Raw genomic sequence first — 26,380 nt, 5'->3', positions numbered from 1 at the left:
CGCGGAGTGGCGCGCAGCGCCTCCCGGGGCACCCTTCGGCGGTGAGGTGTCAGCGAGGGTAGAGCTCGAAGAGCGTGGCGGGACGCCCCCGGTACCGCTCGCCGCCGGCGCGCACCATCTGCTCGACGAACCCGCGGGCGTAGGTGGCCGGGTCCTGTTCGCCGCCCAGTCCCCTGATGTACGCGCCGTGGGCGGCGAGCGAGGAGACCGCCCGGTCGATGCCCGGTCCGACCTCCGCCGCGTGGGTGGGGTGGGGGGAGCCGGCGATGGCGACCCAGCGGACACCGCCCCAGGGCGCCGGGCCCTCGTCCTCACCGATCTCGGGGAAGATCCAGCGGTTGCCGGCGTCACCCGCCGCGTCCAGGACGGCGCGGCCCACGATCCGGTGGTCGGGGGTGTTCCAGTGGACGCCGCCCCAGGTGTCGTGGTGGTTGAGGGTGATGAGGAGTTCGGGGCGGTGGCGGCGGATCGCCGCGGCCAGGTCACGGCGCAGCGCCGTACCGGCCTCGATCACCCCGTCGCGGTGGTCGAGGAACTCCACGGTGTCGACCCCGACGAGCGCGGCGCCGGCCCGCTGCTCCGCCTCCCGGATCACCGCGCACTCGTCGGGGGCGAGTCCGTCGATACCGGCCTCGCCTCGGGTGACCAGGAGGTACGTGATCTCCCGCCCGGCGGCGGTCCATTCGGCGATGGCCGCCGCGGCGCCGTATTCGAGGTCGTCGGGGTGCGCGACGACGGCGAGCGCGCGCTGCCAGTCCTCGGGCATGGGGGAGAGGGCCGGGCCGGCGGGCGGAGAGGCCGGGGACGTGGGGGCGTTGGAGTCTTCGGACATGGGGAGCCTCTTCCTGTTCCTCTTTCTGTTTCCGTCCCCCGGGTTCCCCCGGGCGGGTCGCCGTGGGACGGAATCCCGATGAGAGACGGATATACCTGCTGGTCGGACGGGTGGAGCGGTGGTCCTTGTGCTGAGCGGGCGGGCGACTGCCCAGGGGCCGGCGGGGCGGACGACCGGAGGGCGGGGTGGCGTCCCGCCCACGATCATGACACCTCCGGGGCCGCGCTCCAGGTACGCGGCGGAGAGCGGAGTCGGAGATGAGGGGCCGTGAGGTGAGGGCGTACAGGGGCGTGTTGGGGGCGTGAAGCGCGGGCGGAGAGCGCCGGGGCGGTGCGTCGGGCCGCGGGCGCGCGAGAGCCGCGATCACCGATACCGCTTTGTATGCCTGCTGAGCTGCGCTTCATCACATCGGGTGATTTCCTGGCCTTAGGTTGCGGTCAACAACACGCGGTTGCCACTCTGTTGCTGACTGTCAAGCTGTTGGGAGGGGCACGTGCCTTTCGGTGAACAGCCCGCGTACCTCCGTGTCGCAGGCGACCTGCGCCAGAAGATCGTCGAAGGGGTGCTGCCTCCGCACACCCGCCTTCCCTCCCAGGCCCGGATCCGCGAGGAGTACGGCGTCTCGGACACCGTCGCGCTGGAGGCCCGCAAGGTGCTGATGGCCGAGGGGCTGGTGGAAGGGCGTTCGGGGTCGGGCACCTATGTGCGCGAGCAGCCCGTTCCGCGTCGTATCGCCCGCGCCGGCTACCGCTCCGGCGGTGTCTGCACGCCGTTCCGGCAGGAGCAGACGGACGACCGGGTGAGAGGCACCTGGGAGTCCAACAGCGGCCAGGAGGCGGCCAGTTCGTCGATTGCCGCCAGGCTGCGCATCCCGTCCGGGGCGAAGGTGATGCGGACCCGCTACCTCTTCCGCGCGGAGGGTGAGCCCTCGATGCTCTCCACCTCGTGGGAGCCGCTGGAAGTCACCGGTCGGACGCCCGTGATGCTGCCGGAGGAGGGGCCGCTGGCGGGGCGCGGGGTCGTCGAGCGGATGGCGGCCATCGACCTCGTGGTGGACAACGTCGTGGAGGAGATCGGCGCCCGCCCGGGCCTCGCGGAAGAGGCCATGACGCTCGGCGGGGTGCCGGGCCACGCGGTCCTGGTCATCTCGCGCACCTACTACGCGGGCGGCCGCCCGGTCGAGACCGCCGACGTCATCACCCTCGCCGACCGCCACCGCGTCTCGTACCACTTGCCGGTCAGATAGCCGCTGGGGCGAGGGGCCGGCCATTGACGGGCTGCGGGGCTGCGGGGCTGCGGGGCTGAGGGGCTGAGGGGCTGAGGGGCTGACGGCCGACGGGCGGGCGGTAGCCGGGGCGACGGCCCGCCCGTCCTGTCGGCCCGCGTCCCGCCGCCCCGCGCCCTGGTCGGTAGTTACGTCACCAGTGACGTCCGCGACGTCTCCCCGCTCAACCGCCCGCGCGCACCCGTCCGTCCCGTCGGACCGTCAGCCGCCGCAGGTCGCCATCTCGCTGCCGCCGCCTCCTCCGGTGCCGACCGACCAATCGTCTCCGCGCGCCCGGCTCGTGCACTCGCCCGTCTGGCCGCCCCGTGCTCGGTCGGCTGTCTCGCGACCAGCACTTCTGTGACGCCCGACTGCTCACCCGCCCCCGAGCACCCGCCCGTCCCGTCGGTCCGTGCCCCGCCGCCCCGCGCCCGGTCGGTCATCGTGTGACCGACGTCCGTGACGTCTGACTGCTCAACCGCCGGTGCGCACCGCCCGCCTCGCCCCCCCCGCGCCCCGTCGGCCAGCTCGCTGCCTCCTCCTCCTCCGGTGCCGACCCGTCAATCGCCCGTGCGCACCCGGCCTCGCGCACCTGCCCGCGCCTGATGTGCGCCTCTGAGGTGCCCTGTCGGGCTGGCTGCTTCCATCGGCCTGTCGGCACTTGCGTGCCGGGCGCCAGTGCTCGGGGCTGCTTTGGCTGTCGGACGGCTGTCGGATTCTGCGGTGCTCACTCGTGTCCGCCCGCGTGAGGTGTCGGTGTCCCGCCGCGTCGGCGTCTGGCTGCTCCAGGGGTTGCCTGCGCCCGCTTGCCCGTACCCGTCTGCCCTCGCTCCCTCCACCTCTCGGCCTCGGCCCGTGGCAGGCCGCCCCCTCCGACCTTGTCGCTGGGCGGGCTGTGCCGGGCCGTTTCGAGACGTTCGGGCTCGCGCGCAACCGCTCGCCCGGGCGTGAGTGCCGTGCCACTTCCCCCGTCGGCAACGCCTCCCATTCCTCGTTGCCCTCTCCTCCCATCGCCCCATTTGTCCGCCTTCTTCCTGTAATGGCAGATGGATCTTGGTGTTGGAAACCTCACACCCCCTCAGCCGGGTGGGGGTTTTGGCCGAGCAGGGGAATCTGATCTTCCGATTCGCTCTTACGATGGCGAAGTTTGTGCACGGCACGGGGGAAGACCAGGAGACCAAGCACGTGAGCACGACGAAGACGGCGAGCGCGGAGCAGGGCTCGCACTCGCATTACCGCCGGTCCCTCGGGACCATTGCCCTGACCGCCACGGGTCTCGGGTCCATCATCGGCTCCGGCTGGCTCTTCGGAGCCGAGCGGGCCGCCGCCATCGCAGGACCGGCCGCGATCCTCGCCTGGGTCATCGGCGCGGTGGTCGCGCTCACGATCGCGCTCACCTACACCGAGCTCGGCTCGATGTTCCCCAAGGCCGGCGGCATGGTCCGCTACGGCCAGTACTCGCACGGCTCGCTCGCCGGGTACCTGGCGGCCTGGGCGAACTGGATCGCGATCGTCTCCGTCATTCCCGGAGAGGCCACCGCCTCCGTCCAGTACATGAGTTCCTGGGACTTCGGCTGGACGCGGGCCCTGTACGACGGCAAGGAGCTGACCGGCACCGGTGTCGGGCTCGCCAGCGTCCTGCTGATCTTCTACTTCTTCCTCAACTGGTTCGCGATCACGCTGTTCGCGAAGACCAACACCGCGATCACCGTGTTCAAGGTCGTCGTGCCGGTGATGACGGCGGGCGCGCTGATGCTGGCGCACTTCGACACCGGCAACATCCAGGCCCACGGCGGCTTCACGCCGAACGGCTGGAGCTCGGTCTTCACCGCGGTCGCCGTGTCCGGCATCGTCTGGGCCTACAACGGCTTCCAGTCCCCGCTGAACCTCGCCGCCGAGGCCCGCAACCCGGGCAAGTCGCTGCCGAAGTCGGTCGTCTGGTCGATCGTGATCGCGCTGGTCATCTACGTCGCCCTGCAGGTCGCGTTCCTGATGGCGGTGCCCGGTGACAAGCTGACCGCCGGCGGCGGCTGGGCCGGTCTCGGCTTCAACTCTCCGCTCGCCGACCTCGCGGTGGCCTGGGGCCTGAACTGGCTGGCGCTGCTGCTGTACGCCGACGCCTTCGTCTCCCCGTCCGGCACCGGCATGATCTACGCGGCGACCACCTCGCGCATGATCCAGGGCGTGCAGGAGAACGGTCACCTGCCGGGCATCTTCGGTCGCGTGGACAAGAAGACCGGTGTGCCGCGTCCGGCGCTGGTCCTCAACCTGGCGATCGCCTTCCTCTTCCTCGCGGTCTTCCGCGGCTGGGGTTCGCTCGCCGAGATCGTCTCGGTCGCGACCGTCATCTCCTACATCACCGGCCCGGTCGCGGTGATGTCGCTGCGCCGCCTCTCGCCGGACCTCAAGCGCCCGGTCAAGCTGCGGGCGATGCCGTTCGTCGCACCGATCGCGATGATCTTCGGTTCGCTGGTCCTTTACTGGGGCCGCTGGCCGCTGACCGGCAAGGTCATCCTGATCATGGCCGTGGGTCTGCCGGTCTGGGCCTGGTACGAGATCGGCAAGCCGCTCACCCAGGGCCGCAAGCCGTGGGCCGGTCTGCTGCCGCACCTCAAGGCCGGCGCCTGGATGGTGGCGTATCTGCTGGTCATGGCCACCGTCTCGTACGCGGGCGGCAAGGACTTCGGCGGCAAGGGCTATCTGCCCGAGGGCTGGGACATCCTCGTGGTCGCCCTGATCGCCCTCGCCTTCTACTACTGGGGCGTCCGCAGCTCCTGGCGCAACCCGTCGCTGGTCCAGGTCGAGGCCGAGACCCGGGCGGCGGAGGCCGCCGAGGCGGCGGAAGCCGACCAGGTGCGGTCGGGCGACGACAAGGCACCCGTCGGCGCCTGACGACTCCGCGCACACGATCTCCCGGGACTCCGGGCCCCGTTGCGGGGCCCGGAGTCTCCGCGTTCCGCGTCCGGCCCACCCGTCCGTTCCCCGACGCCTCCGCGCTTCTCCGGTCGCCTGGGAAGCCTGCGGATGGCCGGTTCAGTACCTCTTTGTGTAATTCCGTATCCGGTGCGTAAAGGTCGGGCGTACGCTCGGGCATATGCGGATTGCGATTTCGGCATCAGCACAGGAGGGGCGCGCGACGGCGCGCTGCCCGGCGGACGGAGGGGCGCAATGACCGACAGTGGAGCCGTGCTGCCCTGGCTCGTCATCCGCCAGGACGAAGGCGGCAACCGTTATCGGGTCGGTCGTTATGCGACCCGGGCGGAGGCGGAGCGGGTGGCCGACCGGCTCGATACCCGTGGCCACCAGCGGCTTTACGTGGTCGAGAGGGTTGGCCGCGCGACGACCTGAGCGGTGAGGAGCGAGGAGCGGGACGGAAGCGGGGGACGTAGGCTGCCGCGCATGACGACACTGCGCGTAGTGGTGGGCGGAGCGGTGTGCGACCGAGGGCGGCTACTGGCCGCCCGGCGCAGCGCACCGCCCGCCCTGGCCGGCCGCTGGGAGCTGCCAGGCGGCAAAGTGGAGGACGGCGAGACACCCGAGCAGGCGCTGGCACGCGAGCTGCGCGAGGAGCTGGGTGTCGAGGCGGTGGTGCAGGAGCGCATCCCGGGGGAGTGGGTGCTGCGGCCCGGCTTCGTCCTGCGGGTGTGGACGGCCCGGCTGCTGTCCGGTGAGCCGCGCCCGCTCCAGGATCACGACGAGCTGCGCTGGCTGCTGCCCGGCGAGGAGGGGCAGGTCGACTGGCTGGACCAGGACCGGCCCGCGGTCGACGAGGCGATGCGGCGGCTGGTGGCGACGGCGACGGTGGGGCGTCCGCGGTCGTGAGCGTGGCGGGCGGCCTGCCATGGCGGACGCCGCCGTGCCGGCTCGCCCGCCGGAGCGACGTCACCCGGGTGCCGCAAGGCGCATGCGGTATCGCGCGGCTCACCACTGCTCGAAGCCCCTTTGGCGCCAGTGTGCCCGTTTGACGGCGATATTTACTCATCGATACCGGGTATGCCGTGATTAACCCCCTTTAGTGCGGCGAGCCTGGGGGTCCCTTCGGGCTGGGAAGTGATCGGCGTGAGCGACAGCGCAGCGGCAGGGGGCCTGGGGGCGGCCTCTTCCGGTGCCCGCCGACGCGGCATGGCCTCCGGTTCGCCGATTGCGGAATGGAGTTTCCCGGCCGATCCGGGCGCGGTGCGCACCGCTCGCAGCGCGGTGCGGGAGGTGCTCGACGACTGGGGGGTCGACGGCGCCGTGGATGTGGCCGTGCTGCTCGTCAGCGAGCTCGTCACCAACTCCTTGCGCCACGCCAGCGGGCCGATCGGCGTCCGCATGGTGCTGCTCAGCAGCGGCGGACTGCTCGTCGAGGTGAGCGATCCGCTGCCCGATCCGCCCCTTGAGCGCACCGCGTCCCCCGACGACGAGGGCGGTCGTGGATTGCAGCTGGTCGCCTGCAGTTCGCGGCGCTGGGGCACCCGGCGGGGAAAGAGTGGCAAGACAGTGTGGTTCGAGCTGTCGGTGGCTGGTTAGGAGACAGATGAAGTCCTGATCGTTGCCATTTCATCGACATCCCGTCGATGGCCTGCGATCGAGACTGTGCTGTGATCGTGAAGACCGTGTTCCGGATAGCCGAGGTGCTGGATACTCGGCTGGTCCGGTCCGGGCACGATGAGCTGGAGGGGACGGGGCTCGTGAGCGAGATGTCATCTGGCGGGGCAGGACCCGCGCAGGCCGATGGTCAGGGCGGTGCGGACAGCCCCGGTGGCCCAGGTGCACGCCCGCATGCGCGGGACCCGCACGGTCTGCCGATCTGGCAGAGCAGCCAACCCGGATCGATCTACGACTACATCCGGGTGGCCTCGTTCTCGCTGGGGCCCGACGGGCGCATCGACCAGTGGAGCGAGCGCGCGGCGGACATGCTCGGCATCCCCGCGCAGTACGCCGTCGGCAAGGACCCCGTGGAGGCGTTCGTCCCCGGCGAACTGCGCGAGACCGGGCACCGCAAGGTCTCCGAGATCCTCGACGGCCGCGAGTGGACCGGTCTGGTGCCCTACCGCAGGGAAGAGGGCGGCCAGGCCGAGGGGCTCGCGGAGATCTATGTGATGCCGTCCGAGACGGAGCTCGGCGAGCGCGCCGCGGTCTGCCTCGTCGTCGACGTCCGGGCACTGCGGGGCATCGAGACCGACCTCGCGGCCGCGCAGGCCGTTTTCGGTCAATCTCCCATGGGTTTCACCCTGTTCGGCACGGATCTGAAGCTGATGCGGGTCAACGAGCGGTTCGCCACGGTCTTCGGCGGGCCCGCCCACAAGTACCGCGGCGGCAGCCCGCACGACTTCCTGCCGCCCGGCGAGGCCGACCGGCTGACCGCCGCGCTGCGCCGGGTCCTGGAGACCGGGGAGTCGGTCGCCGAGATGCAGGTGGTCGGTCTGGTGCCCGGCGAGGAGGAGCGCCGTCGCTGGTCGATCTCCCTCTACCGGCTGCACGGCGCCAGCGGCCGGCCCATAGGCATCGCGGCGCTCGCCGCCGATGTGACGGGCCGTCGGCGCGCCGAACGGGAAGCCGCCAACGCCAGGCGCAACCTCGCGCTGCTCAACGAGGCCGGCGCCCGGATAGGCAACTCCCTGGACCTGGAGACCACCGCCCGCACGCTGCTCGACGTCGCCGTCCCGCAGTTCTGCGATCTGGCGTCGGTGGACCTCTACCAAGGTCTGCTGGCCGGCGACGAGGCCCCGCCCGGCATGAGCGACGGCAGCGCGGAGCTGCGCAGGGTCGCGTTCGCCAGTGCCGTGTCGGACGCCCCGCTCGCCACGTCCACCTGTTGTTCCCCGGACGGAAGTCAGGACCCGGTGGCCGTCGGCGCGGTCCACCGCTACCCCTTCAACTCCCCGTGCGCCGGCGCCCTCCGTACCGGGCAGGCGCAGATCATCCCGAGCCGGGAGTGCGACGACCGGCAGGAGCTGGGCGCGGTGGTGCACTCCACCCTCGCGGTGCCGATGGTCGCCCGGGACACCGTCGTCGGGCTGGTGCAGTTCTCCCGTACGAAGGGCAGTGAACCGTTCGGCGAGCGCGACACCGCGCTCGCCGTCGAACTGGCCGCGCGCGCCGCGGTCTGTATCGACAACGCCCGTCTCTACCGCCGCGAACACGAGCGCGCGCTGATACTGCAGCGCAGCCTGCTGCCGCCCGGCGACCCGGAGGCCGCCGGCCTCGACATCGCCTGCCGCTATCTGCCCGGAACCACCGCCACCGAGGTCGGCGGCGACTGGTTCGACGTCATCGAGCTGCCGGGCCACCGCACCGCGCTGGTCGTCGGCGACGTCATGGGCCGCGGGCTGCGCGCCGCCGTGGCGATGGGTGAACTGCGCACCGCCGTGCGGACGTTGGCGCTGCTGGATCTGGAGCCGGCCGAGGTGCTCTCGGCGCTGGACGAGATCGCGCGGGGGCTCGGCGGCGGGGGTGACGGCCGGACGGGCGCGCGGTCCTCACGCGGCCGGTCGGGCTCCTCGGCGGAGACGGCCCGCGCAGCCGGTGCCGCGGATCTCTCCGAGGTCTATCTGGCCACCTGCGTCTACGCGGTCTACGACCCGGTGACCCGGCGCTGCACGTTCGCCAACGCCGGACATCTGCCCCCGGTGCTGGTCGAGGACGGCGAGGACGCCCTGCTGCTCGACGTACCGCCGGGGATGCCGCTGGGCGTCGGCGGGGAGCCCTTCGAGGAGATCGAGGTCGACCTCCCGGACGGCGCGCTGCTCGCCCTCTACACCGACGGCCTGGTGGAGTCCCGCGAGCATCCCCTGGAGGAGGGCCTGCGGGCCTTCCGGGCGGCGCTCTCGGACGCCGACCGCCCGCTGGAGGACGCCTGCGACCACGTCCTGAGCGTCATGGACACCTCGCACGGCGAGGACGACATCGCGCTGCTGATGGCCCGGGTGCACGGCCTGCCCAAGGACGCGGTGGGCGACTGGAATCTGGCGCCCGACGCCCGCTCGGTCGCCCGCGCCCGTGAGCTGGCCCGCGACCAGCTCACCGACTGGGGCCTGGAAGCCCTGGTGGACACCACGGAGCTGCTGGTCAGCGAGCTGGTGACCAACGCGCTGCGGCACGGCCACGGGGAGATCAGGCTGCGGCTGCTGCTGGATCGCACCCTGGTCTGCGAGGTGTGGGACGCCGACCTCGCCCAGCCCCGTCGTCGGCGCGCCCGGGACACCGACGAGGGTGGCCGCGGACTGCAGCTGGTCGGCCTGCTCAGCGATGGCTGGGGCAGTCGCCGCACCCCGCGCGGCAAGACCGTCTGGTTCGAACTGGCCCTGCCCGACGGCGAGTCGGCGGCACCGGATCCGACGGAAGCGCTGTTGAGCCTGTTCTGAGTCGGGTGGAGGTGCCCCGGGGCCGGGGCACCTCGACCGTGGCGGGGGTCAGGACGCGCGCAGGTGCGCGGCCGCCTTCTCCGCCTCGCGGACCACCCGCTCGGTGTCCACCCCCACCAGTTCGCCGCGGAACTTCCGCAGGCGGCCGTCGATGAAGATGTCACGGACGTTGGGTGGTTGGCCGTTGAGGACGATCTGGCTCACCCGGTCGAAGCGCGGGGCGAAGTTGAGCGTGCCGGGGTCCAGGACGACGACGTCGGCGCGCTTGCCCGGGGTCAGCGATCCGACCCGGTCGGCCATCCCGATGCACTCCGCGCCGCCCAGTGTCGCCATGCGCAGGACGGCCGGGATCGTCGGATGGATCTCGGCGTCCTCGTGCCGCGCCCGCTGGAGGCCGACGGCCGCCTTCATCACGCCGAACATGTCCGAGGTGTCGTTCGTCCCGCCGTCGTGACCGAGCCCGGCCCGCACCCCGTGCCGGTGCAGGGCGGGCAGCGGCATGATGCCCGAGGCCAGCCGCATGTTGCTAAGCGGGCAGTGGGCCACCCGTACGTCGTGTTCGCCGGTCAGCGCGATCTCCTCGTCGGTGAGGTGGATCGCGTGGTTCATCAGCAGGTCGGGGCCGAACGCACCGGCCGTGCGCAGGGCACGGATCGGTTCCTCGGCGCGGTCGCCGCGGTGCTCCAGGACATGGCAGTTGAACATCACTCCCATGTCACGGGCCGTCTCGTGCAGCAGGCGCACCTCCTTGAGGAGCGACATCCCGGCATGCGCCGACACCTGGGCCGACGCCAGCGGCAGCGGGCCCAGCAGCTCCTTGGCGACCCGGGGCAGGAGGTCGCGGTCAGCGGCGCTCTGCGCCATCGCGTAGACGAACCGCAGCCCGGAGTCGTCCAGGGCGCTGATGTAGGAGGCGCTGGTGTCGTAGGGGATCGCGTGCACCCAGTCGACGAGGGTGGTGACGCCGGTCTGGAGGGCGTCGAGGGCCGCGAGATGGACGAAGCGGTACATGTCCTGGGCGTCGATCTTGGGCAGGGTGCTGCGGTTGCAGGCGGCCAGCCAGCCCTGCACGTCCTGGGTGGCGCAGCCGCCGCGGATGCTCGACTGCCACAGGTGGTTGTGCAGGTCGACGAACCCCGGCAGGACGAAGGTGCCGGCGGCGTCGACCACCCGCGCGCCCGGCGGCACGTCGAGGGCCCGGCCCACCGCCGCGATCGTGCCGTCCCGCATGACGACGTCGACGCCGTCCTCCAGCAGGCCCAGCGGGCCGTCGCCGACCTCGGGGTCCATGGTGAGTGCGAGGTCCGCGCCGCGGAGCACGGTCGTCCGCCTCTCCGCCGGTGCCTCGCCCGGCCGCGCGGCCCGATCGTCGCGCGCGGCGGGCAGCCCGGCCGCCAGGGGGACGCCGCCCAGGCCGGCGAGGAGCCGACGCCGGCTCATTTTCGGAAAGTTCATTCCGTTTGTATATCGCGGAGGCGAGGCCGCGCCGTGAGACAAGATCCAGCCAAGTGATGGCCCGTCAGATCATGCCGGAATGGCCCCCCTCGGGCGCGAAGGAGTCATTCGCGCCGCCGCCGGATCTTGCTCCCGAGCCACACCAGCGGGTCGTACCGGGCGTCCGCGGCGCGCTCCTTCAGCGGGATCAGCGCATTGTCGGTGATCTTGATGTGCTCCGGGCAGACCTCCGTACAGCACTTGGTGATGTTGCAATAGCCCAGGCCGTGCTCGTCCTGGGCGGTGCGCCTGCGGTCCAGGCCGGAGTCGGCGGCGGCGTCCAGCGGGTGCATGTCGAGCTCGGCGACCCGCATCAGGAAGCGCGGACCGGCGAAGGCGGGCTTGTTTTCTTCGTGATCGCGCACCACATGACACGTGTCCTGGCACAGGAAGCACTCGATGCACTTGCGGAACTCCTGCGAGCGGTTCACATCCTCCTGCCGCATGCGGTACTCACCGGCCGCCAGCCCCGCCGGCGGCACGAACGCCGGGACCTCCCGCGCCTTCTCGTAGTTGAACGACACATCCGTCACCAGATCGCGGATGACGGGGAAGGCCCGCATCGGGGTGACGGTGACCGTCTCGGCCCGGTCGAAGACCGACATCCGGGTCATGCACAGCAGCCGCGGCCGGCCGTTGATCTCCGCGCTGCACGAACCGCACTTGCCCGCCTTGCAGTTCCAGCGGACCGCGAGGTCGGGCGCCTGGGTCGCCTGCAGCCGGTGGATGATGTCCAGCACCACCTCGCCCTCGTTCACCTCGACCCGGAAGTCCTCCAGGCCGCCGCCCTCCGGGTCCCCGCGCCACACCTTGAAGTGCGCCGTGTAGGCGTCGGACCGCTCCGCTTCCTGCTGCCCGCTCACCGGCTCAGCTCCTCGTCCGTCAGATACTTGGCCAGCTCGTCCCGTTCGAAGAGCGCGAGAAGATCGGGGCGGATCGGCGGGGTCTCCCGGCGGGTGAGCCGGATCCGGCCCAGCGCCGGGTCCGCGTCCGCCCGGTCGTCGAGCGGATCGGCGAGCCGGCAGACCAGATTGACGTTGCGCCAGCGCCGGTCCATCTCCGGATGATCGTCGCGGGTGTGCCCGCCACGGCTCTCCTCGCGCTCCAGCGCCGCCCGGGCCACGCACTCGCTGACCAGCAGCATGTTGCGCAGGTCGAGGGAGAGGTGCCAGCCGGGGTTGTACTGGCGGTGCCCTTCGACGCCCGCCCGCCGGGCCCGCACCCGCAGGTCCGCCAGCCGGTCCAGCGCCTCGGCCATCTCGCCCCCCTTGCGGATGATGCCGACCAGGTCGTTCATCGCCTGCTGGAGTTCCTGGTGCAGGGTGTACGGGTTCTCGGCCGGGCCCGCGTCCCGTCCGGCGTCCTGGCGTGCGTCCTCGGCGCTGAAGGGGCGCAGCGCCTCGGCTTCGGCGGCGTCGATCTGCAGCGGATCGACGGCCGGCCGGTCGGCCGCCGCCGCGGCGTACCCGGCCGCGTGCAGACCCGCCCGCCGGCCGAAGACGAGCAGGTCGGACAGTGAGTTGCCGCCCAGCCGGTTGGAGCCGTGCATGCCGCCCGCGACCTCGCCGGCCGCGAAGAGACCGGGCACGCCGGTCGCCGCCGCGGTGTCCGGGTCCACCTCCACCCCGCCCATCACGTAGTGGCAGGTCGGGCCGACCTCCATCGGCTCGCTGGTGATGTCCACGTCCGCCAGCTCCTTGAACTGGTGGTGCATGGACGGCAGCCGGCGCCTGATGACCTCCGCCGGCATCCGGGTGGAGACGTCCAGGAAGACACCGCCGTGCGGCGAGCCGCGGCCGGCCTTGACCTCGGAGTTGATGGCGCGGGCGACCTCGTCGCGGGGGAGCAGCTCGGGCGGCCTGCGGTGGTGGTCCGGGTCGTCGTACCAGCGGTCGCCCTCCTCCTCGGACTGGGCGTATTTCTCCTTGAAGACGTCCGGGATGTAGTCGAACATGAACCGCTTGCCCTCGCTGTTGCGCAGCACCCCGCCGTCGCCGCGCACCGATTCGGTGACGAGGATGCCCTTCACCGACGGCGGCCAGACCATGCCGGTGGGGTGGAACTGCACGAACTCCATGTTGATCAGCGGGGCCCCGGCCAGCAGCGCCAGCGCGTGGCCGTCGCCGGTGTACTCCCAGGAGTTCGACGTGACCTTGAAGGACTTGCCGATGCCGCCGGTGGCCAGCACCACGGCCGGGGCCTCCAGCACGAAGAAGCGGCCCGATTCGCGGGCGTAGCAGAAGGCGCCGGCCACCCGCCCGCCGTCGCCCGGTTCGGTGAGCACGCGGGTGACGGTGCACTCCTGGAAGATCTTCAACCGGGCTTCGTGGGAGCCGAGTTCACGCTCGTCCTCCTGCTGGAGGGCGACGATCTTCTGCTGGAGGGTGCGGATCAGCTCCAGGCCCGTACGGTCGCCGACATGGGCGAGGCGCGGGTATTCGTGGCCGCCGAAGTTGCGCTGGGAGATCCGGCCGTCGGCGGTGCGGTCGAAGAGCGCGCCCCAGGTCTCCAGCTCCCACACCCGGTCCGGGGCCTCGCGGGCGTGCAGTTCGGCCATCCGCCAGTGGTTGAGGAACTTCCCCCCGCGCATGGTGTCCCGGAAGTGCACCTGCCAGCTGTCACCGTCGTTGACGTTGCCCATGCTGGCCGCGATGCCGCCCTCGGCCATCACCGTATGGGCCTTGCCGAACAGGGACTTGCAGATCACGGCCGTCCGCATGCCCGCCTCGCGGGCCTCGATGGCGGCGCGCAGCCCGGCTCCGCCGGCGCCGACCACGACCACGTCCCAAGCCTGCCGGTCCACATGCGCCATCAGAAGGCACACCTTTCACTGGATGGAGCGGTCCTCAGAAGAACCGCGGATCGTCGAAGGCCCCGGTGGCCAGGAGGAACACATAGAAGTCGGCGAGGCCCACACTGATCAGCGAGGACCAGGCCAGCAGCATGTGGCGCTCGTTGAGCTTCCCGACCCAGCCCCACAGCCGGTAGCGCACCGGGTGCCGGGAGAAGTGCCGCAGCCGGCCGCCGACGATGTGCCGGCAGGAGTGGCAGGAGAGGGTGTACGCCCAGATCAGCGCGATATTGAGGAGGAAGATCAACGAGCCGAGGCCCATATGGCCCCAGGCGTGGTGCTCGTCGCGGAAGGACAGCACCGTGTCGTACGTCAGCACGCAGGCGACCAGCACCGCGAAGTAGAAGAAGTAGCGGTGGAGGTTCTGCAGGATCAGCGGGAAGCGGGTCTCACCGGTGTACTTCTTGTGCGGCTCGGCGACCGCACAGGCCGGCGGCGACGCCCAGAATCCCCGGTAATAGGCCTTGCGGTAGTAGTAGCACGTCAGCCGGAAGCCCAGCGGGAAGATCAGGATCAGCAGCGCGGGGGACAGGCCCCACCAGCTGCCGAAGAGATCCCAGTTGGGCCCGCCCTGCATGGTGCGGCAGTTGTCGGCCAGGCACGGCGAGTAGAACGGCGAGACGTACGGCGCGCTGTAGTAGTCGGCGTTCGCGAAGGCCCGCCACGTCGAGTAGACGACGAACGCGAGCAACCCGGCGGCGGTGACGGCCGGGGCCAGCCACCAGCGGTCGGTCCGCAGATGGCGGGCGCGGATGGCGGCACGCGAGGCGTCGTGCACGCCCGTCGCGCCCGTGTGCGGTGAGGGTTCGGTGCCAGTGGCCAACGTCGGTCTCCGTGAAGGGCGCTCCGTCGGGGCGGGGCTGGAAGGGGTAGAAGGGCGGGCGTCGGACGACTCCTAGGGCGCCCGGCGATCGCGCGCGCCCAGACCCTCGTCCTCGGCGTCGGCCCACAGCGTGGAGTCGTAGGGGGTGTCGGGAATCGAGACCATCGCGAGGGCCGGGCGTCCGGCGGCGGGGCCGGCCCCCGCGGCGCTCTCCTTCAGCAGGGTCAGGCTCTCGCGCAGATGATCGGTGTCGCTGCGCACCCGGCGGATGTCCAGCCCGGCCCCGACCTGCTCCTCCAGCCGGGCCACCGATCGGACGAGGTCGTCCAGGCTGTGTTGAATCGCCGTCAGTTCATCGTGAAGGGACATGACGTGCCCTCACCTCCGAAGGTGTGGTGGGCGATCTCATGCGCCTGCGAGTGTCGCGCGTCACAGTCGGGGTTGGGAAGGGATCCGTCGCGATTACGGCGACGAACCGGTGCGTTTCGGCTGCCGCGCGCCGGGCCGCGCCGAGGGCCGCGCACGGGCGGCCGGGCGGGTGCCGCGGGCGGCCGGCGCGCCCGGTAACCGGCGTTGGGCCGGGCGAGTGGCCTTCCAGGGGCGGCCGACGTGTCGGGCGCCCGGGCGGGGATCGGTCGCCTTCAGTGGGGGTGCCATAGATGTGATGAGCCGCAAAGTCGGCCGAACGTGTTGCGCCGGAGAGGGCCCGGGCGGCGGCGCGGCACGGGCGAGCCCGGAGGTAACAGTCATGACCGACCACGACAGCCTTGCAGGCCGCGCGGCCTGCCGCGGGCGCCGCTGTGCCGCGCTCATCGCGGCGGGCGTGCTGCTCCCGCTGCCCGTCCTGACCGGATGCAGCGGCGACGACTCCGAGGCGTCCGCCGCTGCATCCCAGGACATCGGCCGGATGGCACGCGGCCAGCTGAAGGACGGCGGCACCGTGCGCTGGGCGGTCGACTCGATGCCCGGCACGCTCAACGCGTACCAGGCCGACGCCGACACGACCACGGCGCGGATCGCCGGTGCCGTGCTGCCCAGCCTGTTCACCGTCGACGGGCGCGGCAGACCGCAGCGCAACCCGGACTACCTCCGGGCCGCGGACATCAGTGCCCGCGAGCCCAAGCAGGTCGTCACGTACAAGATCAACCCGAAGGCGCGGTGGAGCGACGGACGGGCCGTCGGCGCCGCGGACTTCATCGCCCAGTGGCACGCGCTGCGCGGCAAGGACAACGCCTTCTGGAGCGCCCGCAACGTCGGCTACGACCGGATCGCGAAGGTCCAAAAGGGCGCCGACGCCCACGAGGTCAAGGTGACCTTCGCCAAGCCGTACGCCGACTGGCGGTCGCTCTTCACGCCGCTCTATCCCAAGAGCGTGATGGGCAACGCCACCGCCTTCAACGACACGGCGCGCAAGCAGCTCAAGGTCGGGGCCGGACCGTTCCGGATCAAGAGCCAGGACACCGGGAGCGGCCGGGTCACCCTGGTGCGCAACCCGCAGTGGTGGGGCGAGCGCGCCAGGCTCGACAGGCTCGTGCTGCAGGCGCTGCCCCGCGACAAGCGGTCGGCGGCGCTGGCCGCCGGAAGCGTCGATGTCGCCGAGGTCGACCCGACGGCCGCCGGCAAGGTCGCCTCCGCCCACCGCGCGGCCGCGTCCGCCGCCCGAAAGGGCAGGGACTCCGGCAACGCCGGCCCGCAGGCGGCCGGGGAGCGCACGGACGCGAAGGCGGCCGCCGAGAACGCCACGCTGAACGGCTACACGGTCCGCAAGGCCCTGGGAGCCGCGTACACCCAGCTCGCCCTCAACGGCAGCACCGGACCGCTCACCGACGAGCGGGTGCGGCGCGCGGTGGCCCGTGCCATCGACCGGCAGGCGCTGGCCGACACGGTCCTCAAGCCGCTCGGACTGCCCGCCAGGCCGCTCGGCAACCATCTGCGGATGGCCGGGCAGTCCGGCTACGAGGACCACAGCGACGCGCTCGGCGGCCGCGACGCCGGCGCCGCCAAGGCCCTCCTCGCCGAGGCGGGCTGGAAGCCGGGCACCGGCGCCGAGCCGGACGTCAGTCCGGAGCCGGCCAAGCAGGACGACGCCTCGGCGCCCGCCGCCTCCGCGTCCGCGGCCGCCGAGGCCGACGACGGCCGCAACGCCGAGCGGCCGGCCGGCGCGGACGCCCTCGCCCGGAGCAACGACCACGAGGCGGACGTCCGCCCGGCGGCGGCCGAGGCGCCGCTGTCCTCCGCGGGCGCGGTGGGCTCCGAGGTCCAGCAGGCCGCCCTGCTGCGGCAGAGCGCCTCCTTCTACAAGGCCGAGGCCGCCGAGCAGGACGAGAAGGCCGACGGGGACACTTCGTCCCGCGCCCACACCAAGGCCCAGCGGTACCGGAAGCGTGCGGCCAAGGCCCTCGGCGCCGCCGAGATGATCGAGACGGGCCAGCGGCGGCATCTGCCGGGGTCCGGCGGCAGTGCGGCCGCCCGGCCGATGTCCGCGGCACAGGCACGCGAGGCCGAGGCCGCCGCGAAGCGTGACGCGGCGGCGGCCTCGCTGGCCGCCTCCGACGCCCGGGACGAGGAGCCGGCCGGACGGGCGGCGGGCTACGCGGGCCCCCGCTCCGCCGCCGAGCGGGCCGCCGACACCTCCGACGCCAAGGCGGACCGGGTGGCGAAGCAGCCGGCGGACCGGGACCCCGGCCGCAAGGCCGCCAAGGCCCCGGTCCTGAAGAAGCACGGCAAGCCGCTCACCCTGCGCTTCGTGCTTCCCGACGGCGCGGGCTCCGAGCAGCTGCGCACGGTCGGCGAACGGATCGCCAGGATGCTCGGCAAGATCGGTGTGCAGACCGCGATCCAGCGGGTCGCCGACACCAGCTACTTCCAGGACCACATCGCCTCCGGCGACTACGACATGGCGCTCTACTCCTGGCCCGGCACCGCCTACCCGGCGACCGACGCCCGGCCGATCTACGCCAAGCCGCAGCCGGCCGCCGACGGCTCGCTGACCGTCGAGCAGAACTACACCCGGGTCGGCACCGACCACATCGACCAGCTCTTCGAGCAGGCCACCGCCGAGCTGGACGAGGGCGCCGCGCGCAAGCTGGTGGCGCAGGCGGACGCCCGGATCTGGGCCGCCGCCGGATCGATTCCGCTGTATCAGCGGCCCGAGCTGGTGGCCACCAGGAAGTCGCTCGCCAACGTCGGGGCCTTCGGCCTGGCCGCACCCCGCTTCCAGGACATCGGCTACACCAAGGGATAGCGAACAATAGGTAAGAAACCGCAGGTCAGTGGGCGTACGTACGGGCTGGGGCGGCCAACGCCGCCGCAGCCCCGTACGATGGGGTGAGGCCGTGGCGTCTTCATGCCCGGCAGGCGCGCGTACCGGATGGACGCGTCGCCACCCACGATTCCGGGAGAAGCGCCGCCAGTATGCCCACCCGCCACGACATTCGTAACGTAGCCATCGTCGCCCACGTCGACCACGGCAAGACGACCCTCGTCGACGCCATGCTCAAGCAGGCAGGTGCCTTCGCCGCCCACGCCGCCGAGCATCTCGACGACCGGATGATGGACTCGAACGACCTGGAGCGTGAGAAGGGCATCACGATCCTGGCGAAGAACACCGCCGTGAAGTACCACCCCAAGGACGGCGGGGACCCGGTCACGATCAACATCATCGACACCCCCGGCCACGCCGACTTCGGTGGCGAGGTCGAGCGCGGCCTGTCGATGGTGGACGCGGTCGTCCTCCTCGTCGACGCCTCCGAGGGTCCGCTGCCCCAGACCCGCTTCGTGCTGCGCAAGGCGCTGTCCGCGCGGATGCCGGTCATCCTGTGCATCAACAAGACCGACCGTCCCGACTCCCGGATCGACGAGGTCGTCAACGAGACGTACGACCTCTTCCTCGACCTGGACGCGGACGAGGAGCAGATCGAGTTCCCGATCGTCTATGCCTGCGCCCGTGACGGCGTCGCGTCGCTGACCAAGCCGGAGGACGGCACCGTCCCGGCCGACAGCGAGGACCTGCTGCCGTTCTTCAGCACGCTGCTGGAGCACGTCCCGGCCCCGCAGTACGACGACTCGCTGCCGCTGCAGGCCCACGTCACCAACCTCGACGCGGACAACTTCCTCGGCCGTATCGCGCTGCTCCGCGTCGAGCAGGGCGAGCTGAAGAAGGGCCAGACCGTCGCGTGGATCAAGCGTGACGGCACGATGTCCAACGTCCGCATCACCGAGCTGATGATGACCGAGGCACTCACCCGCAAGCCCGCCGAGAAGGCGGGCCCGGGCGACATCTGCGCCGTAGCCGGTATCCCCGACATCATGATCGGCGAGACGCTGGCCGACCCGGAGAACCCGATCGCGCTGCCGCTGATCACGGTCGACGAGCCGGCCATCTCCATGACCATCGGCACGAACACCTCGCCGCTGGTCGGCAAGGGCGGCAAGGGCCACAAGGTCACCGCCCGCCAGGTCAAGGACCGCCTGGACAAGGAGCTGATCGGTAACGTCTCGCTCCGTGTCCTGGACACCGAGCGTCCCGACGCCTGGGAGGTCCAGGGCCGTGGCGAGCTGGCGCTTGCCATCCTCGTCGAGACCATGCGCCGGGAAGGCTTCGAGCTGACCGTCGGCAAGCCCGAGGTCGTCACCAAGGAGGTCGACGGCAAGCTGCACGAGCCGATCGAGCGCCTGACGATCGACTCCCCCGAGGAGCACCTGGGTGCGATCACGCAGCTGATGGCCACCCGCAAGGGCCGCATGGAGACCATGACCAACCACGGCTCCGGCTGGATCCGTATGGAGTGGATCGTCCCCTCGCGTGGCCTCATCGGCTTCCGTACGGAGTTCCTGACCCAGACCCGCGGTACGGGCATCGCGCACTCCCTGTTCGAGGGCCACGAGCCGTGGTTCGGCGAGCTGCGCACCCGCCACAACGGCTCGCTGGTCGCCGACCGCTCCGGTTCGGTGACGCCGTTCGCGATGATCAACCTCCAGGAGCGCGGCGTGATCTTCACGGAGCCGGGCACCGAGGTGTACGAGGGCATGATCATCGGTGAGAACTCGCGCTCCGACGACATGGACGTGAACATCACCAAGGAGAAGAAGCTCACCAACATGCGTGCGGCTTCCGCGGACACCACCGAGAACGTGGTCCCCCCGCGCAAGCTCTCCCTGGAGCAGTCGCTGGAGTTCTGCCGCGACGACGAGTGCATCGAGGTCACCCCGGAGACCGTGCGTATCCGCAAGGTCGTCCTGGACCAGAAGGAGCGCGGCCGCTCCGCGTCGCGCGCCAAGCGCTGAGTCCGTCACCGGGCGCCCTCGGCGCCCGGTGCGGAGAACGCCCCGTCGGACCCTGGTCCGGCGGGGCGTTCCGCGTTCCTGCCGCCCGTCGAACTGCTGTGGAGCCCGAGCCGGTTGAGGCGTCCCCGGCACGGTGTCAGTGGCCCTTGGCAGGATGGCGGCATGACGGATACCACGAAGATCACGAAGATCGAGACCGGCCGGGGCATCGCCACATTGATCAACATCTTCGTCGTCGCGCCCGAGCGGCAGGCGGAGTTGGTGGCGGTGCTGAGCCGGGCGACCGAGGAGACGATGAAGGACCGGCCGGGGTTCCTCTCGGCGAACATCCATGCAAGCACCGATGGCGAACGGGTCGTCAATTACGCGCAGTGGGAGAGCGAGGAGCACTTCCGGGCGATGCTGGCCGATCCGGTGGCGCGCGAGCACATGACGCAGGCCGCCGGCATCGCGGAGAGCTTCGAGCCGCGGATCTTCACGGTGGAGTCCGTGCACCACGCGTAGGACGCGCGGCAGGCGCCGGCGGCGGGCGGTCGCGGGCGCTCACGATCGGGCATACGGGGGGTTTCTCGGGTTTTCGGAGCAGTGGCGGACAACGCCGGAGTGCAGTACGTCCTCTTTTGGGTTCTTATGTGGGCTAAGTGTGACCGAGGACCTGAGGAGGCACCCATGCGTGGAGCCACGCGCGCCCAGTGGGCCGTAGGCGCCGTCGCCCTCGCCCTGGCAGCCACGGCCTGTGGCGGCGGCAGCGGCGGCGGTGCGGACAGCGCCGGGGTGGTCAGCGCCTCCTGGGGAGATCCGCAGAACCCGCTGGAGCCCGCGAACACCAACGAGGTGCAGGGCGGCAAGGTCCTGGAGATGCTGTTCCGGGGTCTCAAGCGGTACAACCCGCAGTCGGGCGCCGCGGAGGATGTCATCGCGGAGAAGATCGAGACGTCCGACTCGCAGAACTACACCGTGACGCTGAAGGACGGCTGGACCTTCAGCAACGGCGAGAAGGTCACCGCGAAGTCCTTCGTGGACGCCTGGAACTACGGCGCGCTGCTCACCAACAAGCAGAAGAACGCGCCGTTCTTCCAGTACATCGAGGGCTTCGACGAGGTCCACCCGGAGAGCGGCACCCCGACGGCCCAGACGATGTCCGGGCTGACGGTGAAGGACGACAAGACCTTCACCGTGAAGCTCAACCAGAAATTCTCCAGCTGGCCCGACACGCTCGGCTACTCGGCCTTCATGCCGCTTCCGCAGACCTTCTACAGCGATCACGACGCCTGGGTGAAGAAACCGGTCGGCAACGGCCCGTACGTCGTGGATTCCTATGTCAAGGGCTCCGCGTTGAAGATGCGCAAGTGGGAGAAGTACCCGGGCAAGGACCCGGCCCAGAACGGCGGCATCGACCTGCGGGTCTACACCGACAACAACACCGCCTACACCGACCTTCAGGCGGGCAATCTCGATCTCGTCGACGATGTGCCCGCGGCGCAGCTGAAGAACGTCAAGGCAGACCTCGGCGACCGCTACATCAACCAGCCGGCCGGAATCATCCAGACACTCACCTTCCCCATGTACGACAAGAACTGGAACGGGCCGGGGAAGGAAAAGGTCCGGCGCGGGATCTCGATGGCGATCGACCGCGCGCAGATCACCGACGAGATCTTCCAGAAGACCAGGACACCCGCCACGGACTGGACCTCTCCGGTGCTCAAGGAGGACGGCGGGTACAAGGCGGGCCTGTGCGGCGACGCGTGTGAATTCAACGCCGACGAGGCCAAGAAGCTGATCAAAGAAGGCGGCGGTCTCCCCGGCGGGAAAATGACCATCAGCTACAACGCCGACACCGGGTCGCACAAGGACTGGGTCGACGCGATCTGCAACAGCATCAACAATTCGCTGGACAGCGACAACGCATGTGTCGGCGCCCTCGTCGGCACCTTCGCCGACTTCCGCAACAAGATCACGGCGCAGCGGATGACCGGCCCCTTCCGGGCCGGCTGGCAGATGGACTACCCGCTGATCCAGAACTTCCTGCAGCCGCTGTACTACACCAACGCCTCCTCCAACGACGGCAAGTTCAGCAACGCCGAATTCGACAAGCTCGTCAACGAGGCGAATGCCGCGACGGACATCGGTGACGCCGTGGCGAAATTCCAGGACGCCGAGAAGATCCTCGCCGACCAGATGCCGGCCGTTCCGCTCTGGTACCAGAACGGCAGCGGCGGCTATTCCGACCGGATCAGCGATGTCGCCCTGAACCCGTTCAGCGTTCCCGTCTACCAGCAGATCAAGGTCGGCTGACGGGGCGGCGCCCGCTCGTTCCCGGTCCGCTCGTACTCCAGAATCCGGAGCCCTCATGGGACGCTATGTGATCCGGCGGCTGCTGCAGATGATCCCGGTGTTCATCGGCAGCACGTTCCTGATCTTCTTCATGGTGTACGCGCTGGGCGACCCGGTGGCCGCGATGTTCGGCGACCGGGCGCCCGACCCCGCCACCGCCGCCCAGATCCGGGCCGACCTCTACCTCGACCAGCCGCTGTGGAAGCAGTACCTGCACTACATGGGGCAGATCTTCCAGGGTGACTTCGGCACCGCGTTCAACGGGCAGCCGGTCACCGAGCTGATGGCCGAGGCATTCCCGGTCACGCTGCGGCTCACGCTCATCGCCGTCGTGATCGAGATGGTGATCGGCCTCGTGCTCGGGGTGTTCAGCGGCCTGCGGCGCGGCCGGACGATCGACACCTCGGTCCTCGTCCTCACCCTGGTCGTGGTCTCCATTCCGACCTTCGTCAGCGGCTACCTCCTGCAGTTCCTCTTCGGGGTGCAGTGGAACTGGGTCAAGCCGACCGTCTCCTCCGACGCGCCGCTGAACGAACTCCTGCTGCCGGGGGTGGTGCTGGCCCTGGTCTCCCTGGCGTATGTGACGCGGCTGACGCGTACCTCCATCGCGGAGAACACCCGCGCCGACTATGTGCGCACGGCCGTCGCGAAGGGGCTGCCCCGGCACCGCGTCATCACCCGCCACCTGCTGCGCAACTCCCTGATCCCGGTCGTCACCTTCATCGGCACCGACATCGGCGCGCTGATGGGCGGGGCGATCGTCACCGAGCGCATCTTCAACATCCATGGCGTCGGGTTCCAGCTCTACCAGGGGATTCTGCGGCAGAACTCACCGACCGTGGTGGGCTTCGTGACGATCCTGGTCCTGGTCTTCCTCGCCGCCAACCTCCTCGTCGACCTGTTGTACGCCGTCCTCGACCCGAGGATCCGCTATGCCTGAGCCGTTCGTACCCAAGGAAGCCATCACCCACGGCGACGGCGGTACCGCCGCGCTGGCCATCGGCGAGGCGGAGTCGCTGGAGCGCGCCCCGTCCGCGGGGCCGCCCGACGGCGCGCCCACCGGCAAGCCGCGCAGCCTGTGGAGCGACGCCTGGCACGACCTGATCCGCAACCCGGTCTTCGTGGTCTCCGGGTTGGTGATCCTGTTCCTGGTGGTCATCGCCATCTGGCCGCAGCTCATCGCCGACGGCAACCCCTACAAGGCCGACCTGGCGAAGGCGCAGGAAGGCGCCGAGCCGGGCCATCCCTTCGGCTTCGACACCCAGGGCAGGGATGTCTACACCCGAGTCGTCTACGGCGCCCGCGCGTCCATCACCGTCGGCGTCTGCGCCACGGCCGGCGCCGCCCTGCTGGGCAGCCTGCTGGGCGGGCTGGCCGGCTTCTTCGGCGGCCTGGGGGACACCCTGCTCTCCCGGCTCGCCGACATCTTCTTCGGAATCCCGGTGATCCTGGGCGGCCTGGTCTTCCTCTCGGTGGTCGTCAGCTCGACCGTCTGGCCGGTGGTCGGCTTCATCGTGCTCCTGGGCTGGCCGCAGATCTCCCGCATCGCACGCGGCGCCGTGGTCACCGCCAAGCAGAACGACTACGTCCAGGCCGCGCGTGCCCTCGGCGCCGGCAACGGGCGGATCCTGCTGCGGCACATCGCGCCGAACGCCATCGCGCCGGTGATCGTCGTCGCCACCATCGCGCTCGGTACGTACATCGCCCTGGAGGCGACGCTGTCCTACCTCGGCGCGGGCCTGAAGCCGCCGACCGTCTCCTGGGGCATCGACATCTCCGCGGCCTCCACCTTCATCCGCAACGCCCCGCACATGCTGCTGTGGCCGGCCGGCGCCCTGAGCATCACGGTGCTGGCGTTCATCATGCTCGGCGACGCGGTGCGCGACGCCCTCGACCCCAAGTTGCGCTGAGGAGCCGGCAGATGACCGACCACGACCAGTCGCCGACCGAGGAACCTCCGCTGCTCGACGTCCGCGATCTGCGGGTGGAGTTCCGCACCCGGGACGGTGTCGCCAAGGCCGTCAACGGCGTCACCTACCGCGTGGCGCCGGGCCAGACGCTGGCGGTGCTCGGCGAGTCCGGATCCGGCAAGTCCGTCACCGCGCAGGCCGTGATGGGCATCCTCGACTCCCCGCCGGGCTATGTGACCGGCGGGGAGATCTTCTTCCAGGGGCGCGATCTGCTCAAGCTCGGCAACGAAGAGCGCCGCAAGGTCCGCGGCGCGAAGATGGCGATGATCTTCCAGGACGCGCTGTCGTCGCTGAACCCGGTGCTCAGTGTCGGCGCGCAGCTCGGGGAGATGTACGAGGTCCACGCCGGCCTGTCGCGCAAGCGGTCCCGGGCGAAGGCCGTGGAGCTGATGGAACGGGTGGGCATCCCCGCGGCCAAGGACCGGGTGGGGGATTACCCGCACCAGTTCTCCGGGGGCATGCGGCAGCGCATCATGATCGCGATGGCGCTGGCCCTGGAGCCGGCCCTGATCATCGCGGACGAGCCCACGACGGCGCTGGACGTCACCGTCCAGGCCCAGGTGATGGATCTGCTCGCGGAGTTGCAGCGCGAATTCACCATGGGCCTGATCCTGATCACCCACGATCTCGGCGTGGTCGCCGACGTCGCCGACACGATCGCGGTGATGTACGCCGGCCGGATCGTGGAGACCGCCCCCGTCCACCAGCTCTACAAGGCGCCCGCACACCCCTACACCCGCGGGCTGCTGGACTCCATCCCGCGGCTGGACCACAAGGGACGGGAGCTGTACGCGATCAAGGGGCTGCCGCCCAACCTGACGTCCATCCCCTCGGGTTGCCCGTTCCACCCGCGCTGCCCGCTGGCGCGGGACGTCTGCCTCACCGACCGGCCCCCGCTGTACGACGTGGGGCCCGGCCGCGCCAGCGCCTGCCACTTCTGGAAGGAGACCCTCGATGGAGCACGGTGACACCGGCCGGGTCGCGAACGGCGGCGGGCAGGGCACGGTGCCGCCGGGGCCGCCGGGACCCCCGCGGCCACCGGAGGGCGCCACCGGGCAGGCCGGCCGGAGCCACGAGCCGGACGGCGTGGCCGTACGGGAGGTCGGCGAGCCGATCCTGGAGATCCGCGATCTGGTCAAGCACTACCCGCTGACCCAGGGCATCGTGATCCGGCGCCAGGTCGGCGCGGTCAAGGCCGTCGACGGCGTCTCCTTCGACCTGCGCAAGGGCGAGACGCTGGGCATCGTCGGCGAATCAGGCTGCGGCAAGTCGACGGTCGCCAAGATGCTGGTCGGCCTGGAGCAGCCGACGTCCGGCCGGATCAGCTACCAGGGACAGGACATCGGCAAGCTGTCCGCCCGGGCGCTGAAAGCCGTGCGCCGCAACATCCAGATGGTCTTCCAGGACCCCTACACGTCCCTGAACCCCCGGATGACGGTCGGTGACATCGTCGGCGAGCCGTACGAGATCCATCCCGAGGTGGCCCCCAAGGGCGACCGGCGCAAGAAGGTCCAGGACCTCCTCGACGTCGTGGGCCTCAACCCCGAGTACATCCACCGGTATCCGCACCAGTTCTCCGGCGGCCAGCGCCAGCGCATCGGCATCGCCCGCGGTCTGGCCCTCAACCCCGAGATCATCATCTGTGACGAGCCGGTCTCGGCACTGGACGTCTCCGTGCAGGCCCAGGTCATCAACCTGATGGAGCAGCTCCAGGCCGAGTTCGACCTGTCGTACGTCTTCATCGCGCACGACCTGTCCGTCGTGCGGCACATCTCCGACCGGGTGGCGGTGATGTACCTCGGCCGGCTCGCCGAGATCGGCACCGAGGCGGAGATCTACGACCACCCCACCCACCCCTACACCCAGGCCCTGCTCTCCGCCGTTTCGGTGCCCGACCCCGAGGCCCGCGAGCAGCGGGAGCGCATCCTGCTGACCGGAGACGTCCCCTCGCCCGCCGACCCGCCCTCCGGCTGCCGCTTCCGCACGCGCTGCTGGAAGGCCCAGGAAGTGTGCGCGCGGGTGGTGCCGCCGCTCGACGTGCCGGACGCGTTCCGGGACGGCGGCACCCCGGCCGCGCACGACTCCGCCTGCCACTTCGCGGAGGAGCGGCACGTGGTGCCCAGCGAGTAGCCGCCGGCCGCGGGTGCCGCCCGGCCGTGTGCGCCCGCGCGCGAACG

Annotated in this window: 20 protein-coding genes; 14 read left to right on the top strand and 6 right to left on the bottom strand. The window is 70.8% G+C overall.

The annotated features are described in order from the left end of the window. Positions 1-49 precede the first annotated feature (49 nt). A complete protein-coding gene (locus QOM21_RS13385) occupies positions 50-832 on the bottom strand; it encodes a PIG-L deacetylase family protein (RefSeq protein ID WP_407550121.1) in 783 nt (260 codons plus the stop codon). 493 nt (positions 833-1,325) lie between these two features. Here QOM21_RS13385 and QOM21_RS13380 point away from each other — a divergent pair, with 493 nt between their 5' ends. The 6 genes from QOM21_RS13380 to QOM21_RS13355 all read left to right on the top strand — a co-directional run bounded on the left by QOM21_RS13380 (position 1,326) and on the right by QOM21_RS13355 (position 9,445). Continuing rightward, positions 1,326-2,078, top strand: coding sequence for a GntR family transcriptional regulator (locus tag QOM21_RS13380; protein WP_407550120.1), 753 nt, complete (start codon positions 1,326-1,328; stop codon positions 2,076-2,078). A gap of 1,203 nt (positions 2,079-3,281) precedes the next feature. Further along, on the top strand, positions 3,282-4,988 hold the full coding sequence (locus tag QOM21_RS13375; RefSeq protein WP_407550119.1) for an APC family permease: 1,707 nt from the start codon (positions 3,282-3,284) through the stop codon (positions 4,986-4,988). 276 nt (positions 4,989-5,264) lie between these two features. Next, on the top strand, positions 5,265-5,444 hold the full coding sequence (locus tag QOM21_RS13370; protein WP_393896336.1) for an SPOR domain-containing protein: 180 nt from the start codon (positions 5,265-5,267) through the stop codon (positions 5,442-5,444). A 51-nt stretch (positions 5,445-5,495) separates the two neighbouring features. Next, positions 5,496-5,918, top strand: coding sequence for a (deoxy)nucleoside triphosphate pyrophosphohydrolase (locus QOM21_RS13365; RefSeq protein ID WP_407550118.1), 423 nt, complete (start codon positions 5,496-5,498; stop codon positions 5,916-5,918). Between the two features lie 300 nt (positions 5,919-6,218). Continuing rightward, entirely contained in the window at positions 6,219-6,608 is a 390-nt protein-coding gene (locus QOM21_RS13360) for an ATP-binding protein (RefSeq protein ID WP_407555660.1), read from the top strand. Positions 6,609-6,778: 170 nt separating this feature from the next. After that, complete coding sequence (locus QOM21_RS13355; protein ID WP_407555659.1) at positions 6,779-9,445, top strand: SpoIIE family protein phosphatase; 2,667 nt, start codon at positions 6,779-6,781, stop codon at positions 9,443-9,445. A gap of 48 nt (positions 9,446-9,493) precedes the next feature. Here the strand turns inward: QOM21_RS13355 and QOM21_RS13350 are convergent, their stop codons facing one another. The 5 genes from QOM21_RS13350 to QOM21_RS13330 form a co-directional block, all read right to left on the bottom strand. Next, positions 9,494-10,900: an amidohydrolase family protein gene (locus tag QOM21_RS13350; protein WP_407550117.1), complete on the bottom strand. Its 1,407-nt coding sequence runs from the start codon at positions 10,898-10,900 to the stop codon at positions 9,494-9,496. A gap of 104 nt (positions 10,901-11,004) precedes the next feature. Further along, positions 11,005-11,802, bottom strand: a complete 798-nt coding sequence (locus tag QOM21_RS13345; protein WP_407550116.1) for a succinate dehydrogenase/fumarate reductase iron-sulfur subunit — start codon at positions 11,800-11,802, stop codon at positions 11,005-11,007. Then, the gene (locus QOM21_RS13340; RefSeq protein ID WP_407550115.1) at positions 11,799-13,751 is read right to left on the bottom strand and encodes a fumarate reductase/succinate dehydrogenase flavoprotein subunit; all 1,953 of its coding nucleotides are present in this window, start codon (positions 13,749-13,751) and stop codon (positions 11,799-11,801) included. The genes QOM21_RS13345 and QOM21_RS13340 overlap by 4 nt, the downstream gene beginning before the upstream one ends. A 34-nt stretch (positions 13,752-13,785) precedes the next feature. Further along, on the bottom strand, positions 13,786-14,613 hold the full coding sequence (locus QOM21_RS13335) for a hypothetical protein (protein WP_407550114.1): 828 nt from the start codon (positions 14,611-14,613) through the stop codon (positions 13,786-13,788). Positions 14,614-14,685: 72 nt separating this feature from the next. After that, positions 14,686-14,982, bottom strand: coding sequence for a hypothetical protein (locus QOM21_RS13330; protein ID WP_407550113.1), 297 nt, complete (start codon positions 14,980-14,982; stop codon positions 14,686-14,688). A 379-nt stretch (positions 14,983-15,361) separates the two neighbouring features. On the opposite strand from QOM21_RS13330, the gene QOM21_RS13325 reads away from it, so the two are divergent. The 8 genes from QOM21_RS13325 to QOM21_RS13290 all read left to right on the top strand — a co-directional run bounded on the left by QOM21_RS13325 (position 15,362) and on the right by QOM21_RS13290 (position 26,333). Beyond that, positions 15,362-17,857 carry an ABC transporter substrate-binding protein gene (locus QOM21_RS13325; RefSeq protein WP_407550112.1) on the top strand — a complete coding sequence of 832 codons (2,496 nt, stop codon included), beginning with the start codon at positions 15,362-15,364 and terminating at the stop codon, positions 17,855-17,857. Positions 17,858-18,027: 170 nt separating this feature from the next. Next, a complete protein-coding gene (gene typA / locus QOM21_RS13320; RefSeq protein ID WP_407550111.1) occupies positions 18,028-19,899 on the top strand; it encodes a translational GTPase TypA in 1,872 nt (623 codons plus the stop codon). A gap of 162 nt (positions 19,900-20,061) precedes the next feature. After that, the gene (locus QOM21_RS13315) at positions 20,062-20,403 is read left to right on the top strand and encodes an antibiotic biosynthesis monooxygenase family protein (protein WP_407550110.1); all 342 of its coding nucleotides are present in this window, start codon (positions 20,062-20,064) and stop codon (positions 20,401-20,403) included. Between the two features lie 165 nt (positions 20,404-20,568). Beyond that, on the top strand, positions 20,569-22,194 hold the full coding sequence (locus QOM21_RS13310) for an ABC transporter substrate-binding protein (protein ID WP_407550109.1): 1,626 nt from the start codon (positions 20,569-20,571) through the stop codon (positions 22,192-22,194). Positions 22,195-22,249: 55 nt separating this feature from the next. Then, complete coding sequence (locus QOM21_RS13305; RefSeq protein ID WP_407550108.1) at positions 22,250-23,173, top strand: ABC transporter permease; 924 nt, start codon at positions 22,250-22,252, stop codon at positions 23,171-23,173. Next, positions 23,166-24,143: an ABC transporter permease gene (locus tag QOM21_RS13300; RefSeq protein ID WP_407550107.1), complete on the top strand. Its 978-nt coding sequence runs from the start codon at positions 23,166-23,168 to the stop codon at positions 24,141-24,143. The genes QOM21_RS13305 and QOM21_RS13300 overlap by 8 nt, the downstream gene beginning before the upstream one ends. An 11-nt stretch (positions 24,144-24,154) precedes the next feature. Next, the gene (locus QOM21_RS13295) at positions 24,155-25,171 is read left to right on the top strand and encodes an ABC transporter ATP-binding protein (protein WP_407550106.1); all 1,017 of its coding nucleotides are present in this window, start codon (positions 24,155-24,157) and stop codon (positions 25,169-25,171) included. Beyond that, complete coding sequence (locus QOM21_RS13290; RefSeq protein WP_407550105.1) at positions 25,158-26,333, top strand: ABC transporter ATP-binding protein; 1,176 nt, start codon at positions 25,158-25,160, stop codon at positions 26,331-26,333. Before QOM21_RS13295 ends, QOM21_RS13290 begins: the two co-directional genes overlap by 14 nt. Positions 26,334-26,380 lie beyond the last annotated feature (47 nt).

The sequence above is a fragment of the Streptomyces sp. Pv4-95 genome, from assembly GCF_045782725.1.
Taxonomy (GTDB): domain Bacteria; phylum Actinomycetota; class Actinomycetes; order Streptomycetales; family Streptomycetaceae; genus Streptomyces.
The sequence above is the reverse complement of the archived record's forward strand: the minus strand, read 5'-3'. Positions and strand labels throughout refer to the sequence as shown.

Coding starts and splice junctions, on each gene's coding strand:
- QOM21_RS13290 (WP_407550105.1), top strand. CDS start 25,158: ATGGAGCACGGTGACACCGGCCGGGTCGCGAACGGCGGCGGGCAGGGC.
- QOM21_RS13355 (WP_407555659.1), top strand. CDS start 6,779: ATGTCATCTGGCGGGGCAGGACCCGCGCAGGCCGATGGTCAGGGCGGT.
- QOM21_RS13315 (WP_407550110.1), top strand. CDS start 20,062: ATGACGGATACCACGAAGATCACGAAGATCGAGACCGGCCGGGGCATC.
- QOM21_RS13385 (WP_407550121.1), bottom strand. CDS start 832: ATGTCCGAAGACTCCAACGCCCCCACGTCCCCGGCCTCTCCGCCCGCC.
- QOM21_RS13310 (WP_407550109.1), top strand. CDS start 20,569: ATGCGTGGAGCCACGCGCGCCCAGTGGGCCGTAGGCGCCGTCGCCCTC.
- QOM21_RS13330 (WP_407550113.1), bottom strand. CDS start 14,982: ATGTCCCTTCACGATGAACTGACGGCGATTCAACACAGCCTGGACGAC.
- QOM21_RS13340 (WP_407550115.1), bottom strand. CDS start 13,751: ATGGCGCATGTGGACCGGCAGGCTTGGGACGTGGTCGTGGTCGGCGCC.
- QOM21_RS13295 (WP_407550106.1), top strand. CDS start 24,155: ATGACCGACCACGACCAGTCGCCGACCGAGGAACCTCCGCTGCTCGAC.
- QOM21_RS13350 (WP_407550117.1), bottom strand. CDS start 10,900: ATGAACTTTCCGAAAATGAGCCGGCGTCGGCTCCTCGCCGGCCTGGGC.
- QOM21_RS13325 (WP_407550112.1), top strand. CDS start 15,362: ATGACCGACCACGACAGCCTTGCAGGCCGCGCGGCCTGCCGCGGGCGC.
- QOM21_RS13300 (WP_407550107.1), top strand. CDS start 23,166: ATGCCTGAGCCGTTCGTACCCAAGGAAGCCATCACCCACGGCGACGGC.
- QOM21_RS13370 (WP_393896336.1), top strand. CDS start 5,265: ATGACCGACAGTGGAGCCGTGCTGCCCTGGCTCGTCATCCGCCAGGAC.
- QOM21_RS13365 (WP_407550118.1), top strand. CDS start 5,496: ATGACGACACTGCGCGTAGTGGTGGGCGGAGCGGTGTGCGACCGAGGG.
- QOM21_RS13305 (WP_407550108.1), top strand. CDS start 22,250: ATGGGACGCTATGTGATCCGGCGGCTGCTGCAGATGATCCCGGTGTTC.
- typA (WP_407550111.1), top strand. CDS start 18,028: ATGCCCACCCGCCACGACATTCGTAACGTAGCCATCGTCGCCCACGTC.
- QOM21_RS13360 (WP_407555660.1), top strand. CDS start 6,219: ATGGCCTCCGGTTCGCCGATTGCGGAATGGAGTTTCCCGGCCGATCCG.